General features: G+C 67.8%; 16 protein-coding genes and 1 pseudogene. 13 read left to right on the top strand and 4 right to left on the bottom strand.

Annotated features, from left to right (window positions below; translation table 11 throughout):
* Position 1 precedes the first annotated feature (1 nt).
* On the bottom strand, positions 2-307 hold the full coding sequence (locus IDM45_RS12615) for a YbeD family protein (RefSeq protein WP_209423153.1): 306 nt from the start codon (positions 305-307) through the stop codon (positions 2-4).
* Between the two features lie 147 nt (positions 308-454).
* Between IDM45_RS12615 and IDM45_RS12610 the strand changes: the two genes are divergently transcribed.
* From IDM45_RS12610 to pdeM, 11 genes are all read left to right on the top strand, one after another.
* The gene (locus tag IDM45_RS12610) at positions 455-919 is read left to right on the top strand and encodes an ATP synthase subunit I (protein WP_209423151.1); all 465 of its coding nucleotides are present in this window, start codon (positions 455-457) and stop codon (positions 917-919) included.
* A gap of 22 nt (positions 920-941) precedes the next feature.
* Positions 942-1,805: a F0F1 ATP synthase subunit A gene (gene atpB, locus IDM45_RS12605; RefSeq protein ID WP_209423150.1), complete on the top strand. Its 864-nt coding sequence runs from the start codon at positions 942-944 to the stop codon at positions 1,803-1,805.
* Positions 1,806-1,872: 67 nt separating this feature from the next.
* On the top strand, positions 1,873-2,121 hold the full coding sequence (gene atpE, locus IDM45_RS12600) for a F0F1 ATP synthase subunit C (protein WP_011803767.1): 249 nt from the start codon (positions 1,873-1,875) through the stop codon (positions 2,119-2,121).
* 37 nt (positions 2,122-2,158) lie between these two features.
* On the top strand, positions 2,159-2,629 hold the full coding sequence (locus IDM45_RS12595) for a F0F1 ATP synthase subunit B (protein WP_209423149.1): 471 nt from the start codon (positions 2,159-2,161) through the stop codon (positions 2,627-2,629).
* Between the two features lie 16 nt (positions 2,630-2,645).
* On the top strand, positions 2,646-3,191 hold the full coding sequence (locus IDM45_RS12590; RefSeq protein WP_209423147.1) for a F0F1 ATP synthase subunit delta: 546 nt from the start codon (positions 2,646-2,648) through the stop codon (positions 3,189-3,191).
* 44 nt (positions 3,192-3,235) lie between these two features.
* Complete coding sequence (gene atpA / locus IDM45_RS12585; protein WP_209423146.1) at positions 3,236-4,795, top strand: F0F1 ATP synthase subunit alpha; 1,560 nt, start codon at positions 3,236-3,238, stop codon at positions 4,793-4,795.
* A gap of 20 nt (positions 4,796-4,815) precedes the next feature.
* Positions 4,816-5,691, top strand: a complete 876-nt coding sequence (atpG, locus tag IDM45_RS12580; protein ID WP_209423145.1) for a F0F1 ATP synthase subunit gamma — start codon at positions 4,816-4,818, stop codon at positions 5,689-5,691.
* A 52-nt stretch (positions 5,692-5,743) separates the two neighbouring features.
* Positions 5,744-7,180, top strand: a complete 1,437-nt coding sequence (gene atpD / locus IDM45_RS12575; protein WP_209423144.1) for a F0F1 ATP synthase subunit beta — start codon at positions 5,744-5,746, stop codon at positions 7,178-7,180.
* 99 nt (positions 7,181-7,279) lie between these two features.
* Entirely contained in the window at positions 7,280-7,696 is a 417-nt protein-coding gene (locus IDM45_RS12570; protein WP_209423143.1) for a F0F1 ATP synthase subunit epsilon, read from the top strand.
* Between the two features lie 403 nt (positions 7,697-8,099).
* Positions 8,100-10,949 carry a ligase-associated DNA damage response DEXH box helicase gene (locus tag IDM45_RS12565; RefSeq protein WP_209423141.1) on the top strand — a complete coding sequence of 950 codons (2,850 nt, stop codon included), beginning with the start codon at positions 8,100-8,102 and terminating at the stop codon, positions 10,947-10,949.
* Positions 10,950-11,017: 68 nt separating this feature from the next.
* Positions 11,018-11,734 carry a ligase-associated DNA damage response endonuclease PdeM gene (gene pdeM / locus IDM45_RS12560; RefSeq protein ID WP_209423140.1) on the top strand — a complete coding sequence of 239 codons (717 nt, stop codon included), beginning with the start codon at positions 11,018-11,020 and terminating at the stop codon, positions 11,732-11,734.
* A gap of 153 nt (positions 11,735-11,887) precedes the next feature.
* Here the strand turns inward: pdeM and IDM45_RS12555 are convergent, their stop codons facing one another.
* Positions 11,888-12,469, bottom strand: coding sequence for a TPM domain-containing protein (locus IDM45_RS12555; RefSeq protein ID WP_209423139.1), 582 nt, complete (start codon positions 12,467-12,469; stop codon positions 11,888-11,890).
* 471 nt (positions 12,470-12,940) lie between these two features.
* Positions 12,941-13,251 (bottom strand): annotated as a pseudogene (locus tag IDM45_RS17725) (TPM domain-containing protein); the annotation flags it as partial.
* Between IDM45_RS17725 and IDM45_RS18130 the strand changes: the two are divergent.
* Positions 13,171-13,347, top strand: a complete 177-nt coding sequence (locus tag IDM45_RS18130; protein ID WP_325169012.1) for a hypothetical protein — start codon at positions 13,171-13,173, stop codon at positions 13,345-13,347. The pseudogene IDM45_RS17725 and the gene IDM45_RS18130 overlap by 81 nt on opposite strands.
* Positions 13,348-13,519: 172 nt before the next feature.
* On the opposite strand, the gene IDM45_RS12545 is transcribed toward IDM45_RS18130, so the two are convergent.
* Entirely contained in the window at positions 13,520-14,125 is a 606-nt protein-coding gene (locus IDM45_RS12545; RefSeq protein ID WP_209423138.1) for a LemA family protein, read from the bottom strand.
* Positions 14,126-14,734: 609 nt separating this feature from the next.
* Between IDM45_RS12545 and IDM45_RS18275 the strand changes: the two genes are divergently transcribed.
* The gene (locus IDM45_RS18275) at positions 14,735-15,211 is read left to right on the top strand and encodes a DUF4142 domain-containing protein (RefSeq protein ID WP_209423137.1); all 477 of its coding nucleotides are present in this window, start codon (positions 14,735-14,737) and stop codon (positions 15,209-15,211) included.

Below are 15,211 nucleotides of genomic sequence, written 5' to 3'. Positions count from 1 at the left end.
GCTAGAGCACGACCTTGACCAGCGGGTGCGCGGTCAAGGCGCGGTACAGGTCGTCGAGCTGCGCGCGGCTGGTGGCGGTGATGGTGATGGTCACGCCCTGGTAGTTGCCGGCACGGCTGTCGCGCAGCTCCACCGTGGCCTCGTCGAAATCGGGGTCGAATTGCCGCGCCAGGACTGCGATGGCCGGGGCGAACTCGGGCGTTTTGGCGCCCATAACCTTGATGGGAAAACGCGATGGATACTCGATCAGCGAGTCCTTGCGCGGGTCGGCGCCGCTGGCGCCCTCGGGAGCGGGTGTGGTGTTCATGCGGGTGATTGTGGGGCGCAGATGCAACAGAGCCAGGCGGCAAAGTCCGAAACCCCGGGCGGCCCGTTGCGGGCGACCCGGGGTTTGTACTTATAATGCGGGGCTTTGCGAGAAGTTCCGGTCTGACGTGTAGGAGTGAGCCGGCTTATGAAGCCAGTGGACTTGCAGGCCGAAGCTGAAGCCCAGGACGATGATTTCAAGGCCTTGAGTGCCGAGGAAGCTGCACAGTGGCGCCAGCGCCACCCGCTGCTTTCGCCCTGGCGCATCGTTGCCGTGCAGGCTGCGGCCACCGCGCTGGTGGCACTGGCAGCTTGGCTGTGGAGTGGCCCCGTTGCTGCCTGGTCTGCCGGATACGGCGGGCTGGCCGTGGTGCTGCCTGCAGCGCTGCTGGCGCGCGGCGTGCAGCGGCGCCGGGCCACGGCAGGGGCGGCGATGGCGGCCCTGATGGGCTGGGAGTTGGTCAAGATTGCTCTGACCGTCGCCATGCTGGCGGCGGCACCCCGGCTGGTCCCAGGCCTGAGTTGGCTGGCGCTGCTGGCCGGCATGGTGGTGGTGATGAAAACGTATTGGGTCGCCCTGCTGGTGCGACCCGGTGTCCGAAGAACCGTTTGACATTGAGGAAAAGAGTAGCCCGATGGCCGCAGATGCGAACGCCCCTACTGCAAGTGAATACATCGTTCACCACCTGCAGCACCTGCAAAACGTCAAGCAGGGTTTCATCGTTGACTTTTCCGTGGTCAACATCGACTCCATCGTCGTCGGCATCGTCCTGGGCGTGCTGATGCTGCTGGTGCTGCGCTCGGCGGCCAGCAAGGCCACCTCGGGCGTGCCCGGCCGCTTCCAGGCGGCGGTGGAAATCATGGTCGAGATGGTGGACAACCAGGCCAAGGCCAACATCCACAACGCCGAGAGCCGCAAGTTCATCGCCCCGCTGGCGCTCACCGTGTTCATCTGGATCTTCCTGATGAACGCCATGGACATGCTGCCCGTGGATCTGCTGCCGGTGCTGTGGCAGACTGCCACCGGCGACCCGCACGCCTATCTGCGCGTCGTGCCCACGGCCGACCTGTCCACCACGCTGGGCCTGTCGTCTGCCGTGCTGCTGCTGTGCTTCTGGTACAGCATCAAGATCAAGGGCCTGGGCGGCTGGATCCACGAGCTGTTCACGGCACCGTTCGGCACCAGCAAGAATCCGCTGTTCGCGGCCATTCTGGGCGTGGTGAACTTTGCCATGCAGATCATCGAATACGTTGCCAAGACGGTGTCGCACGGCATGCGACTGTTCGGCAACATGTACGCTGGCGAGTTGGTGTTCTGCCTGATTGCCCTGATGGGCGGTGCGGCGGCGATGTCGCTCTCCGGTGTGTTGCTCCCCGTGGGGCACATCATTGCGGGCTCCATCTGGGCGATCTTCCACATTCTGATCATCACCCTGCAGGCCTTCATTTTCATGATGCTGGCGCTGATCTACCTCGGCCAGGCGCATGACGCTCACTGAGCCACGTTGAGCTTTTTCCTTTCCCTTCTCCCTTCAACCTTTCTTTCTTTTCATCCTAGGAGTCATCATGGAAAACATTCTCGGCCTCGTCGCTCTGGCTTGTGGTCTGATCGTGGGTCTGGGCGCCATCGGCGCCTCGATCGGTATCGCCCTGATGGGTGGCAAGTTCCTGGAATCGTCGGCCCGTCAGCCCGAGCTGATCAACGAGCTGCAAACCAAGATGTTCATTCTGGCTGGCCTGATCGACGCGGCCTTCCTGATCGGCGTGGCCATCGCCCTGCTGTTCGCTTTTGCCAACCCCTTCGTCCTGGCCTAAAGCACTCCTTCAACGCCCCGAATAGAAAGGTGTTGCCGTGAGTATCAACGCGACCCTGTTCGTTCAAGCCATCGTCTTTCTGATCCTGGTGTGGTTCACGATGAAATTCGTGTGGCCCCCGATCGCCAAGGCGCTGGATGAGCGAGCCATGAAAATCGCCGATGGTCTCGCCGCTGCCGACCGTGCCAAGACCGAGCTTGCCGCCGCCGACCAGCGCGTCAAGCAGGAACTGGCCGCCGCCAGCAACGAAACCGCAACGCGCCTGGCTGACGCCGAGCGTCGCGCCCAGGCCATCATCGAAGAAGCCAAGGCGCGCGCGTCCGACGAAGGCAACAAGATCGTCGCCGCTGCCCGTGCCGAGGCCCAGCAGCAGGCCGTGCAGGCCCGCGAAGCCCTGCGCGAGCAGGTAGCGGCCCTGGCCGTCAAGGGCGCCGAGCAGATCCTGCGCCGCGAAGTCAACGCCGGCGTCCATGCCGATCTGTTGAACCGCCTCAAGACCGAGCTGTAAGGCAAGGAGCGAATGAATGGCTGAACTCGCCACCATTGCCCGCCCTTACGCCGAAGCGCTGTACCAGGCCTGCACCGACGCCAAGAGCGGTGCCGACCTCGCTGGCGCCACCGCCTGGGTGGACGAGCTGGCGGCGATTGCCGCCAATCCCGACCTGCTGCAATTGGCCGACAACCCCAAGGTGTCTGCCGCGCAGGTGTTCGACGTGATCACTGGCGTGGCGCGCACAGCGCTGCCCGAGCAGGCCAGGAACTTCCTGCGCACCGTGCTCGACAACGGTCGCCTGCCGGCGCTGCCCGAGATCGCCACACAGTTCCGCGCCCTGGTGAACGCGCAGAACGGCTCCTCCGATGCCGTGGTGTACAGCGCCTTCCCGATCGACGCACAGGCGCTGGCGGACTTGCAGCAGACGCTGCAAAAGCGCTTTGGCCGCAAGCTCAATCTGACCGTGCAGGTGGACGAATCCCTGATCGGCGGCATCCGTGTGGTGGCGGGCGATGAGGTGCTGGACACCTCGGTGCAGGCGCGTCTGCAACAAATGAAAGCGGCCCTCACGGCCTGAGGGCCTGAGGCTTCGGCCATTCCAAAGGAAAGAAGGAAAGAGTCATGCAACTCAATCCCGCAGAGATTTCTGAACTGATCAAGAGCCGCATCGAAGGGCTGGCAGCCAGCAGCGACATCCGCAACCAGGGCACTGTGGTGTCGGTGACGGACGGCATCGTGCGCGTGCATGGCCTGTCGGACGTGATGCAGGGCGAAATGCTGGAGTTCCCCGCTGGCAGCGACGGCCAGCCCTCGTTCGGCCTGGCGCTGAACCTGGAGCGCGACTCCGTCGGCGCTGTGATTCTGGGCGAGTACGAGCACATCTCCGAAGGCGACACCGTCAAATGCACGGGCCGCATCCTGGAAGTGCCCGTCGGCCCCGAATTGATCGGTCGCGTGGTGAACGCCCTGGGCCAGCCCATCGACGGCAAGGGCCCGATCAACGCCAAGATGACCGACGTGATCGAGAAGGTCGCCCCCGGCGTGATCGCCCGCCAGTCCGTGGATCAGCCCCTGGCCACCGGCCAGAAGTCCATCGACTCCATGGTGCCGATCGGCCGTGGCCAGCGCGAGCTGATCATCGGCGACCGCCAGACCGGCAAGACGGCCGTGGCCATCGACGCCATCATTGCCCAGAAGGGCCAGGGCGTGACCTGCATCTACGTCGCCATCGGCCAGAAGGCGTCGTCCATCAAGAACGTGGTGCGCGCGCTGGAGCAGGCCGGCGCCATGGAATACACCATCGTCGTGGCGGCCTCGGCCTCCGAGTCGGCAGCCATGCAGTACGTGTCGGCCTACTCGGGCTGCACCATGGGCGAATACTTCCGCGACCGTGGCCAGGACGCGCTGATCGTCTATGACGACCTGTCCAAGCAGGCCGTGGCCTACCGCCAGGTGTCGCTGCTGCTGCGCCGCCCGCCGGGCCGCGAAGCCTTCCCCGGCGATGTGTTCTATCTGCACAGCCGCCTGCTGGAGCGCGCCGCGCGCGTCAATGCAGACTACGTGGAAGCCTTCACCAAGGGCGAAGTCAAGGGCAAGACTGGCTCGCTCACGGCCCTGCCCGTGATCGAAACCCAGGCCGGCGACGTGTCTGCGTTCGTGCCGACCAACGTGATCTCGATTACCGATGGCCAGATCTTCCTGGAAACGGCCCTCTTCAACGCCGGCATCCGCCCCGCCATCAACGCCGGTATTTCGGTGTCGCGCGTGGGTGGCGCAGCGCAGACCAAGCTGATCAAGGGCCTGTCCGGCGGTATCCGTACCGACCTGGCGCAGTACCGCGAATTGGCCGCGTTCGCGCAGTTTGCCTCCGACCTGGACGAAGCCACCCGCAAGCAGCTCGACCGTGGCGCCCGCGTGACCGAGCTCTTGAAGCAGCCCCAGTACAGCCCGCTGCCCATCAGCCTGATGGCCGCCACCCTGTTCGCGGTGAACAAGGGCTACCTGGACGACGTGGACGTGAAGAAGGTGCTGGCCTTTGAGTCGGGCCTGCACCAGTTCCTCAAGACCAGCCACGGCGCCCTCCTGGAGCGTCTGGAGCAAAACCGCGCATTCGACAAGGAAGGCAAGGACGAGGCCGAGTTGAGCCAGGCCATCGCGTCCTTCAAGAAGACCTTCGCTTAAAGCGCGCACGAGGAGTCCTCATGGCAGCAGGCAAGGAAATACGCGGCAAGATCAAATCGGTGGAAAACACCAAGAAGATCACCAAGGCCATGGAAATGGTGGCCGCGTCCAAGATGCGCAAGGCGCAAGACCGTATGCGCGCCGCCCGCCCGTATGCCGAGAAGGTGCGTCAGATTGCCGCCCACCTCGGCCAGGCCAACCCCGAGTACGTCCACCCGTTCATGCGGGTGAACGATGCGAAGGCGGCCGGCGTCATCGTGGTGACGACCGACAAGGGCCTGTGCGGCGGCATGAACACCAACGTGCTGCGTGCCGTCACCACCAAGCTGCGCGAGCTGCAGGGTGCCGGCGTGCAGGCACAGACCGTGGCCATCGGCAACAAGGGCTTCGGCTTTCTGAACCGCATCGGTGCGCAGGTCGTGGCGCACGCCACCGGCCTGGGCGACACGCCGCACCTGGAGCGCCTGATCGGCCCCGTCAAGGTGCTGCTGGACGCCTATGCCGAAGGCCGGATCAACGCGGTGTACCTGTCGTACACCAAGTTCATCAACACCATGCGCCAGGAGTCGGTGGTCGAGCAGCTGCTGCCCCTGTCCACCGAGCAGATCCAGGCCGGCAAGGGCAAGAGCGCTGGCGCGAGCTGGGACTATATCTACGAGCCCGATGCGCAAAGCGTGATCGACGAGCTGCTGGTGCGCTATGTCGAATCGCTGATCTACCAGGCTGTGGCCGAAAACATGGCCAGCGAGCAATCCGCGCGCATGGTCGCCATGAAGGCTGCCACCGACAACGCCGGCAACGTGATCAACGAGCTGAAGCTGGTCTACAACAAGACCCGCCAGGCAGCGATCACCAAGGAGCTGTCGGAGATTGTGGCCGGCGCCGCCGCCGTCTGATCTGCCTGATTGCCGCAACGCAACCGGTTTCACACAATTTTTGGAGCAAACAATGGCTCAAGAGAACATGCAGCAAGCGAACGCCAGCGCACAGGGCAAGATCGTCCAGTGCATTGGCGCCGTGGTGGACGTGGAGTTCCCGCGCGAACAGATGCCCAAGATCTATGACGCGCTGAAGCTGGAAGGCTCGCCGCTGACGCTGGAAGTGCAGCAGCAGCTGGGCGACGGCGTGGTGCGCACTATTGCCCTGGGCTCGTCGGACGGCTTGAAGCGCGGCCTGATGGTCAGCAACACCGGCAACCCCATCACCGTGCCCGTGGGCAAGGCGACGCTGGGCCGCATCATGGACGTGCTGGGCAATCCCATCGACGAGCGCGGCCCGGTCGATCAGGAGCTGACGGCATCGATCCACCGCAAGGCCCCGGCCTATGACGAGCTGTCGCCCTCGCAGGAGCTGCTGGAGACCGGCATCAAGGTGATCGACCTGGTGTGCCCGTTCGCCAAGGGCGGCAAGGTGGGCCTGTTCGGTGGCGCCGGCGTGGGCAAGACCGTGAACATGATGGAGCTGATCAACAACATCGCCAAGGCGCACTCGGGCCTGTCGGTGTTTGCTGGCGTGGGTGAGCGCACCCGCGAGGGCAACGACTTCTATCACGAGATGGCCGACTCGGGCGTGGTGAACCTGGAGAACCTGGGCGAGTCCAAGGTGTCCATGGTCTATGGCCAGATGAACGAGCCGCCGGGCAACCGCCTGCGCGTGGCGCTCACGGGCCTGACCATTGCCGAGTCTTTCCGCGACGAAGGCCGCGACGTGCTGTTCTTCGTGGACAACATCTACCGCTACACCCTGGCCGGCACGGAAGTGTCTGCCCTCTTGGGCCGTATGCCCTCCGCCGTGGGCTACCAGCCCACGCTGGCCGAGGAAATGGGCCGCCTGCAAGAGCGCATCACCTCCACCAAGGTCGGCTCCATCACCTCGATCCAGGCCGTGTACGTGCCTGCCGACGACTTGACCGACCCCTCGCCCGCCACGACGTTTGCCCACCTGGACTCCACCGTGGTGCTGTCGCGCGACATCGCCGCCCTGGGCATCTACCCCGCCGTGGATCCGCTGGACTCGACCAGCCGCCAGCTCGACCCGCAGGTCGTAGGCGAGGAGCACTACAAGGTGGCGCGCGACGTGCAGGGCACGCTGCAGCGCTACAAGGAGCTGCGCGACATCATCGCCATCCTGGGCATGGACGAGCTGGCCCCCGAGGACAAGCTGGTCGTGGCCCGTGCGCGCAAGATCCAGCGCTTCCTGTCCCAGCCCTTCCACGTGGCCGAGGTGTTCACCGGCTCGCCCGGCAAGTACGTGCCGCTGTCCGAGACCATTCGCGGCTTCAAGATGATCGTGGCCGGCGAGTGCGACCACCTGCCCGAGCAGGCCTTCTACATGGTCGGCACCATCGACGAGGCCTTCGAGAAGGCCAAGAAGCTGGCGTCCTGATGCCGGGGCGCGCGGGCAGGGCGCCTGTGATGGCCCCGGCCCGCTGCCCTTGCACAGCACTGCTGCAGCTTTCAATCCTTTGTCAGAACGAGGCCCCAGATGAACACCCTCCACGTTGATGTGGTCAGTGCCGAGGAGTCCATCTTCTCGGGCGAGGCGCGCTTTGTCGCGCTGCCCGGCGAAGCTGGCGAGCTGGGCATCTATCCGCGCCACACACCGCTCATCACCCGCATCAAGCCGGGCTCGGTGCGCATCGAACTGCCCAGCGGCGAAGAGGAATTCGTCTTCGTCGCCGGCGGCATCCTGGAAGTGCAGCCCGACTGCGTCACGGTGCTGTCCGACACCGCCATCCGTGGCCGCGACCTGGACGACCAGAAGGCCCAGGAAGCCAAGCGCGCCGCCGAAGAGGCCCTCAAGAACGCCAAGAGCGAACTCGACCTGGCCCGCGCCCAGTCGGAGCTGGCCATCATGGCGGCCCAGCTGGCGGCCCTGCGCAAGTTCCGCGACAAGCGTTGAGCGCGCTGCGTCCGCTCCAGGAAGCAAGCAGCCGCCCATCCGGCTATTGCCAGTCAGCCAGTCCAGAGCGCGCCTGAGCTGGCCTGAAAAGGGAACGTGTTGACCACGTTCCCTTTTTCGTTTTGAGCCGGCTGCAGACAGCCCTGAACCAGCCAGGTGTTGGAGTGTGTCCACCACCCGCGCGCTGCCACCTGCTACGCAAGTCCTTGGCCGACAGGCCAATGCGCGTGCCTGCCGGCACCTCGCACCCTGCCCGCGCCCTAGCATGGGCCATGGCCTTGCCTGTTCCTTGCCAGCCAATGTGCAGGCTTTCTGATTGCTGCAAATTCGATAGCTGCCAGCGCTTGACTGGAAAGGCGTTCGGCCACTTTTTGCCTGAAAAACACCAGCCCCGGAGGCAGGCATGAAAGCGCAGCCAGACCTGATCGTTGCCCGCTCCGAAGACCGGCACTGCCCGCCGGGCGATCTCTGCGCCACTCCCCGGTGCCCAGCCCCTGACGCCGCCGGCTGGCTGGCCACGCGCGGCTGGCGGCCTTTTGCCTTCCAGCGCCAGGTCTGGCGTGCAATGAGAGCGGGCCGCTCGGGCCTGCTGCACGCCACCACCGGCGCCGGCAAGACCTACGCCGTCTGGCTGGGTGCGCTGCAGGCACTGGCTCAAGAAAACAAGAGAAAAACGGCTGAAACCCTTACCCAGCAAGCGCTGACAGCTATCAAAAAAGAAGAAAAAACACCATCCGCCGAACCGCTCACCGTCCTGTGGATCACGCCCATGCGGGCGCTGGCCGCCGACACCCTGCAAGCCCTGGCGCAGCCGCTGCAAGACCTGGCACCTGCCCATCCGGCCCTGGCGCGCTGGACCCTGGCCGCGCGCACCGGCGACACCGCCAGCGCCGAGCGCAGCGCCCAGGCGCGCCGCCTGCCCACGGCGCTGGTGACCACGCCCGAGAGCCTGTCGCTGCTCCTGGCGCGCAGCGACGCGCGCGCGCAACTGGCGCAGCTGCGCCTGGTCGTGGCTGACGAGTGGCATGAGCTACTGGGCAGCAAGCGCGGCGTGCAGCTGCAACTGGCCCTGGCGCGGCTGGCCGGCTGGTGTCCGCGCCTGATGATCTGGGGCATGTCGGCCACGCTGGGCAACCTGGACGAGGCGCGCGACACCCTGCTGGCGCCGCTGGCCCTGGCTGCGCCCGGCGTGCTGGTGCAGGGCCGCGCCGCCAAGAAGCTGGTCATCGATACGCTGCTGCCAACGGCTGCGGCAACGGCAGCCCCCCGGCCAGCAGCCCGCCGCAGCGCCCTCGGGCGCTTTTCCTGGCCCGGCCATCTGGGCCTGGCCATGCTGGCGGCGGTCGTGGCCGAGTTGGAGGGCAGCAGCACCACGCTGGTCTTCGTCAACGCCCGCGCACAGGCCGAACGCTGGTACCAGGCGCTGCTTGATGCGCGCCCCGACTGGGCCGGGCAGATCGCCCTGCACCATGGCGCGCTCGATCGCGGCGTGCGCGAATGGGTCGAGGCCGGCCTCAAGGGCGGCAGCCTGCGCGCCGTGATCGCCACCTCCAGCCTGGATCTGGGCGTGGACTTCGCGCCGGTCGAGCGCGTGCTGCAGATCGGCTCGCCCAAGGGTGTGGCGCGGCTGCTGCAGCGCGCCGGGCGCTCGGGCCACGCGCCGGGTCGGCCCTCGCGCATCACCCTGGTGCCCACGCACGGCCTGGAGATCATCGAGGCCGCCGCCGCCCGCGCCGCCGTGCGCGCCGGTCGGATCGAGAGCCGCAGCACGCCCGAGCAGCCCATGGACGTGCTGGTGCAGCACCTGGTCACCGCAGCGCTGGGCGGCGGCTTCGCGCCCGAGGCGCTGTATGCCCAGGTGCGCCGCACCCGCGCCTACCGCGATCTGACGCGCGCCGATTTCGACTGGTGCCTGGCCTTCGTCTCGGGCGGCGGGCCGGCGTTGGCGGCCTACCCCGACTACCGGCGCGTGCAACCGGGCGCGGATGGCATCTGGCGCATGGACGATGCGCGCCTGGCGCGGCGCCACCGCGCCAACATCGGCACCATCGTCGGCGACGCCAGCATGAGCGTGCAGCTCCTGCACGGCGCGCGGCTGGGCAGCATGGAGGAGAGTTTTGTCTCGCGCCTGTCGCAGGGCGACTGCTTCGTGCTGGCCGGCCAGGTGCTGGAGCTGATCCGCACCGAGCAGATGACGGCCTGGGTGCGCCGCGCGCCGCGCGCGCGCGCCGTCGTGCCGCGCTGGTCGGGCGCGCGCCTGCCGCTGTCGCCGCTGCTGTCGGGCTTCGTGGTGCGCGAATTCGCCCAGGCCGCCGCCGGGCGCTATGCCAGTGCCGAGCTGCGCGCCGTGCGCCCGCTGCTGCAATTGCAGGCGCGCTGGTCGCAGCTGCCGGCGCCGGACACGCTGCTGGCCGAGACGCTGCACACGCGCGAGGGCTGGCACCTGTTCCTGTACCCCTTTGCCGGTCGCCAGGCGCATCTGGGTCTGGCCAGCCTGCTGGCCTGGCGCGCAGCGCAGCAGCAGGCGGGCACGTTCTCGCTGGCCGTCAACGACTACGGCCTGGAGCTGCTCAGCGCCACGCCGCGCGACTGGGCGGCACTGGTGCCGCAACTGCTGCGCCCGGCTGGCGGCCATGACCGCGCCACCGACCTGCCAGCGCCGCACGACGCTCTGTGGCAGGAACTGCAGGCCAGCCTGAACGCCACCGAAATGGCGCGCCGGCGCTTTCGCGAGATTGCCCGTGTGGCCGGGCTGATCTTTCACAGCCATCCGGGCGAGCAGCGCAGCGCGCGCCAGCTGCAGGCCTCGGCGCAACTGTTCTTCGAGGTCTTTCGCAAGTACGACCCGGACAACCTGCTGCTGCGCCAGGCCCGCCAGGAAGTGCTGCGCCAGGAGCTGGACTTGCCCGCCATCGCAAGCGCGCTGCAGCACATGCAGGGGCAGACGCTGGCCGTGCAGGCGTTGGCGCAGCCCGGGCCGCTGGCCTTTGCGCTGATGGTCGAGCGGTATCGGGAAACCCTCAGCAATGAATCCCTGGCCGAGCGCATCGCGCGCATGGTGGGCAGCCTGGAGGCGGCTGCCGACGTGCGCGGGCCGGTGCCGCCGCCCGATGCGCAGCAGCAGGCCGGCATTGCGGCGGCGCTGGCCTTTGGCGCGGTAGGCGCGGATGCGGGGCAGGCGGGGCGTGCCGGATCAGGCCCGGGAGCCGGGCGGCGCCGGCGCAAGCCCTCGCGGCCTTTACCGCCGCTGTGAGCGCTGGCCCCTCTGCTGCGGCGTGGTGCTTGGCGCTACAACCGCCTCTTGTCCCCAGGATCGTGTCCATGCCGCCTGCCTCTGCCCCTGCCCCTGCCGCTGCTACTGCCGCCGCCACCGAACCCGGCCCGGCCATCGATCTGCAGGGCATCCGCGTGCTGCTGCTGCCCCAGCACGCCCTGCACTGGCCCGAAGCACACATGCTGTTCGTGGCCGACGTGCATCTGGGCAAGGCGGCCACTTTCCGCGCGCGCGGGCTGCCGGTGCCGGCTGGCGGCACTGCGGACAACCTGGCGCGCCTGTCCGGCGTGCTGGCCGCCACCGGCGCCCGGCATCTGGTGGTGCTGGGCGACTTCCTGCACGCCGCCGAGGCGCAGACGCCGGCACTGCTGGCGCGCCTGGCGCACTGGCGCGCAGCCCATGCAGGGCTGGAGCTGACCCTGGTGCGCGGCAACCACGACTGGCACGCGGGCGAGCTGCCACCCGCCCTGGACATCCGTGTGGTGGACGAGCCCTGGCAGCCCCGCGCCGCTGCGCCGCTGGCCTGCTGCCACCACCCGCAGCAGTTCCCAGGGCAGACCGTGCTGGCCGGCCACGTACACCCTGCCGTGCGGCTGCGCGGCCGCGCTCGCGATGCCCTGCGCCTGCCGGCCTTCTGCCACGACCCCGGCCTGCTGCTGCTGCCGGCCTTTGGCGATTTCACCGGCAGCCACACCCTGGCGGCGGCGCCAGGGCGGCGGCTGTATGCCGTGGGCGCCGGGCGCGTCTGGCCGCTGCCGGGGTGAAGGGCCGGGCGGCTGCCGCAGGACAGCACTTCAGGTCGGTATTTCAAGCAAAAAAGGCCAAAAACCCTTGCCAGGCAAGCGCTGGCAGCTATCAAAATGATTCCTGTTGGAGCGCTGCAGCGGCGCCCCGATCGCCCAACCGCCCCGGCTCCCTCAACTGCCCCGATCGGCCCAGCCGCGCGCCAGCACCGGCGCGTCGGGCAATTCGTTGCCCGGGCCATCCTGCCCGTGCGGCGGCGCCGGAAAGTGCGCCGCCAGCAGCGCCGTCACCTCGCTGAGCGCCTGCGTCAGCCCATCCTCCCAGCGCCCGGCGCGAAACGCCTCGCCCATGTGCGCCGTCATGGCGCGCCAGACCTCGGGCGGCACGGCGCGTGCCAGCGCCCGGTCGGCGACGATCTCGATGCGGCGCTCGGCCAGCAGCAGATAGACCAGCACGCCGTTGTTGTGCTCGGTGTCCCACACGCGCAGCTTGCCGAACTGGGTGATGGCGCGCTCGCGCACGCTGGCGGCGCGCCACACATAGGACAGCGGCAGGCCGCCCTCGATGCAGATGCGGATCTGGCCGGTGTGGCGCTGCTCGCTGGCCGCCACGCGGGCGGCCAGGCGCTGCAGCATGTCGGCGGGCAGGGCGCGGCCCAGGCTACCGTCGGCCCAGCGGTGGCGCAGCAGCCGCGCCAGGCGCGCCCACAGGCCGCGTGGCGGGATGGAGGAGGGTGAAGAAGTCTGCGCTGTCATTTTTTGCGTCCTCACCAGCTGCCCGAAGCGCCACCGCCACCAAAGCCGCCTCCGCCGCCCGAGCTGAAGCCACCCCGCCGCCAAAACCCCGCCACCGCCACCAAAGCCGCCTCCGCCGCCACCCCAGACGATGGGCACGCGCCGCCCGCCAAAGATCCAGGCATACAGCAGCGCCACCAGTCCGGCGCTGGACGCCAGCAGCACGCTGGCTGTGAACCAAAAGGCCAGCGCCCCGGCACCCGCACCCATGGCCACGCCGCCCAGGCGCTGGCCGAAGATGGCGCGCAGCACCGGGCTGAGCAGCATGACGATGAAGAACAGGAAGACCGCCATCTCGCTGAAGCCGGCCTCATCGGCGCCTGCCGTGCGCGTCGGCGCGCCGGGCAGCGGCAGCGCCTCGCCGGCGATGCGTGCGCCGATCTGCTGCACGGCGGCCTGCAGACCGCCGGCGTAGTCACCCTCGCGAAAGCGCGGCGCCATGACGGCGTCGATGATGCGCGCCGCCGCGATGTCGGGAATGGCCCCTCCAGCGCCCGCGCCACTTCGATGCGCATACGCCGGTCGTCCTTGGCGACGATGATCAGCAGGCCGTCGCCCACGTCCCTGCGGCCAATCTTCCAGGTGCTGGCCACGCGGTGGGCGAAGGCGGCGATGTCCTCGGGCGCCGTGGTCGGCACCAGCAGCACCACCACTTGCGAGCCGTGCGTGCGCTCGATCTCGGCCAGCTGCGCCTGCAGCGCCTGGCGCTGGGTTTCGCTCAGCGTAGCGGTCTCGTCGATCACGCGCGAGGTCAGCACCGGCACGGCGCGCAGCGGCTGGGCGCTGGCGGTCAGGCTGGAGATTATCAAAAAGATAGCTGTCAGCGCTTGCAGGAGTAGGGCTACAGGCATTTTTGACCCATATTCAGGCGGGTTTTGGGAGGGGCGTTGAGCATCTGGCGTGAACATCCGGCAACGCACCACGCACCACGCACCACGCACCACGCACCACGCACCACGCACCACGCACCACGCACCACGCACCACGCACAACATCCCCGACCGCCGGCCCTCAGGGCCTGGCCGCCGGCGCCGGCTGCGAGAAGTCCACCTGCGGCGGGGTGCTGATCTGCGCCTCGTTTTGCACCGTGAAGTTGGGCTTGGGCGCGTAGCTGAAGACCTTGGCCGTCAGGTTGGTTGGGAAGCTGCGCGCCAGCACGTTGTAGTCCTGCACGGTCTTGATGTAGGCGTTGCGCGCCACGGTGATGCGGTTTTCCGTGCCCTCCAGCGTCACGCGCAGGTCGCGAAAGCCCTGGTTGGCCTGTAATTGCGGATAGCGCTCGGCCACCACCATCAGGCGGCTCAGTGCGCCCGACAGCTCGCCCTGCGCCTGCTGGAATTTGTTGAAGGCCTGCGGGTCGTTGATCAGCTCGGGCGTGGCCTGGATGGAGGTGGCCTTGGCGCGCGCCTCGATCACGCGCGTCAGCGTGTCCTGCTCGAACTGCGCCTCGCCCTTGACGGTGGCGACGATGTTGGGCACCAGATCGGCGCGGCGCTGGTACTGGTTGAGCACTTCGCTCCAGGCGGCCTGGCTTTGCTCGTCCAGGCGCTGGAAGTCGTTGTAGCCGCAGCCGCTGAGGGCGCTGGCGATGGCAAGGGCGGCGATGAGTCTTTTCATAGGGCGCTGGGCAAGAGTGGAAAAAACGGAAGGCCGGCGCAGTATGCGCCGCGCTGCGCGGGCCAGGCGTCGGCCAGCAGCGCCTTGCATTGTGCTCAAGCGGCGTGGCAGGCAAGCGGCTGACGTGCTGCCGGCGCGGCGACCACAGGATGTCACCGGCGTATCCGTCTGCCATTGCGCGCCACTCCTACAGCGGCGCCGGGGCCGGCCTTCCACCATGGCTGGCACGTTGGCGCTGCGCCCGCTCTGGTCTGGTCTGGTTTGGACAGCGCCTTTTCACCCACCACTTTTCAGACAGGAGAACGGCGCCATGCTGCTGCATCGACTTCGCACCACTGCCACTTTTCTTGCCGCCGCTGGCCTGGGCCTGAGCGCCTGGGCGCAAAGCACGCCGCCGGTCATCGCCCCGCCCAGCTCGGCCGTATCCTCGCCGGGCACGTCCTCGGGGGAGGACAGTGCGCCCAATGCCACCGGCGGCAGCGCCACCAGCTCCGGAAAGACGGGAACGAATGGGGCGACAGGGACGACCGGCACGCCCCCGCCCCGGCGTCCGCCCAGCGCGCGCCCACGCCCACCGACAGCAAGCCGGCCCATGCTGATGCGTCCTTCATGAACGACGCTGCGCACGCCGGCCACTTCGAGGTCGAGGGGGCCAAACTGGCGCTGCAAAAGGCGCACAGCGATGCCGTCAAGAGCTTTGCCCAGCGCATGATCGACGACCATACGGCGGCTGCCCAGCAACTCGAAACCCTGTCTGCGGCCAAGAACCACAAGCTGCCCGACGGGCCGTCGCTGCTGCAAAAGGGCAAGCTCAAGCTGCTTTCCACGCACGACGGCGCCAAGTTCGACCAGAGCTACATCGACAGCCTCGGCCCCAAGGCGCACCGCGAAACCATCGAGCTGTTCGAAAAAGGCGCCACCAAGGCGCACGACCCGGACGTCAAGGCCTGGGCCGAGCGCACCCTGCCGACGCTGCGCGAACACCTGACACTGGCTGAGCAACTTGACCGCAGCGCAAACGGTGCCGATCCCAAGCACGCCACGCGCGACGCGCCGCTGCACGGCGATCCGGCCAAGAAGAAATGA

The organism is Melaminivora jejuensis (assembly GCF_017811175.1).
In the GTDB taxonomy this organism is placed as follows: Bacteria; Pseudomonadota; Gammaproteobacteria; order Burkholderiales; family Burkholderiaceae_C; genus Melaminivora; species Melaminivora jejuensis.
The sequence above is the reverse complement of the archived record's forward strand: the minus strand, read 5'-3'. Positions and strand labels throughout refer to the sequence as shown.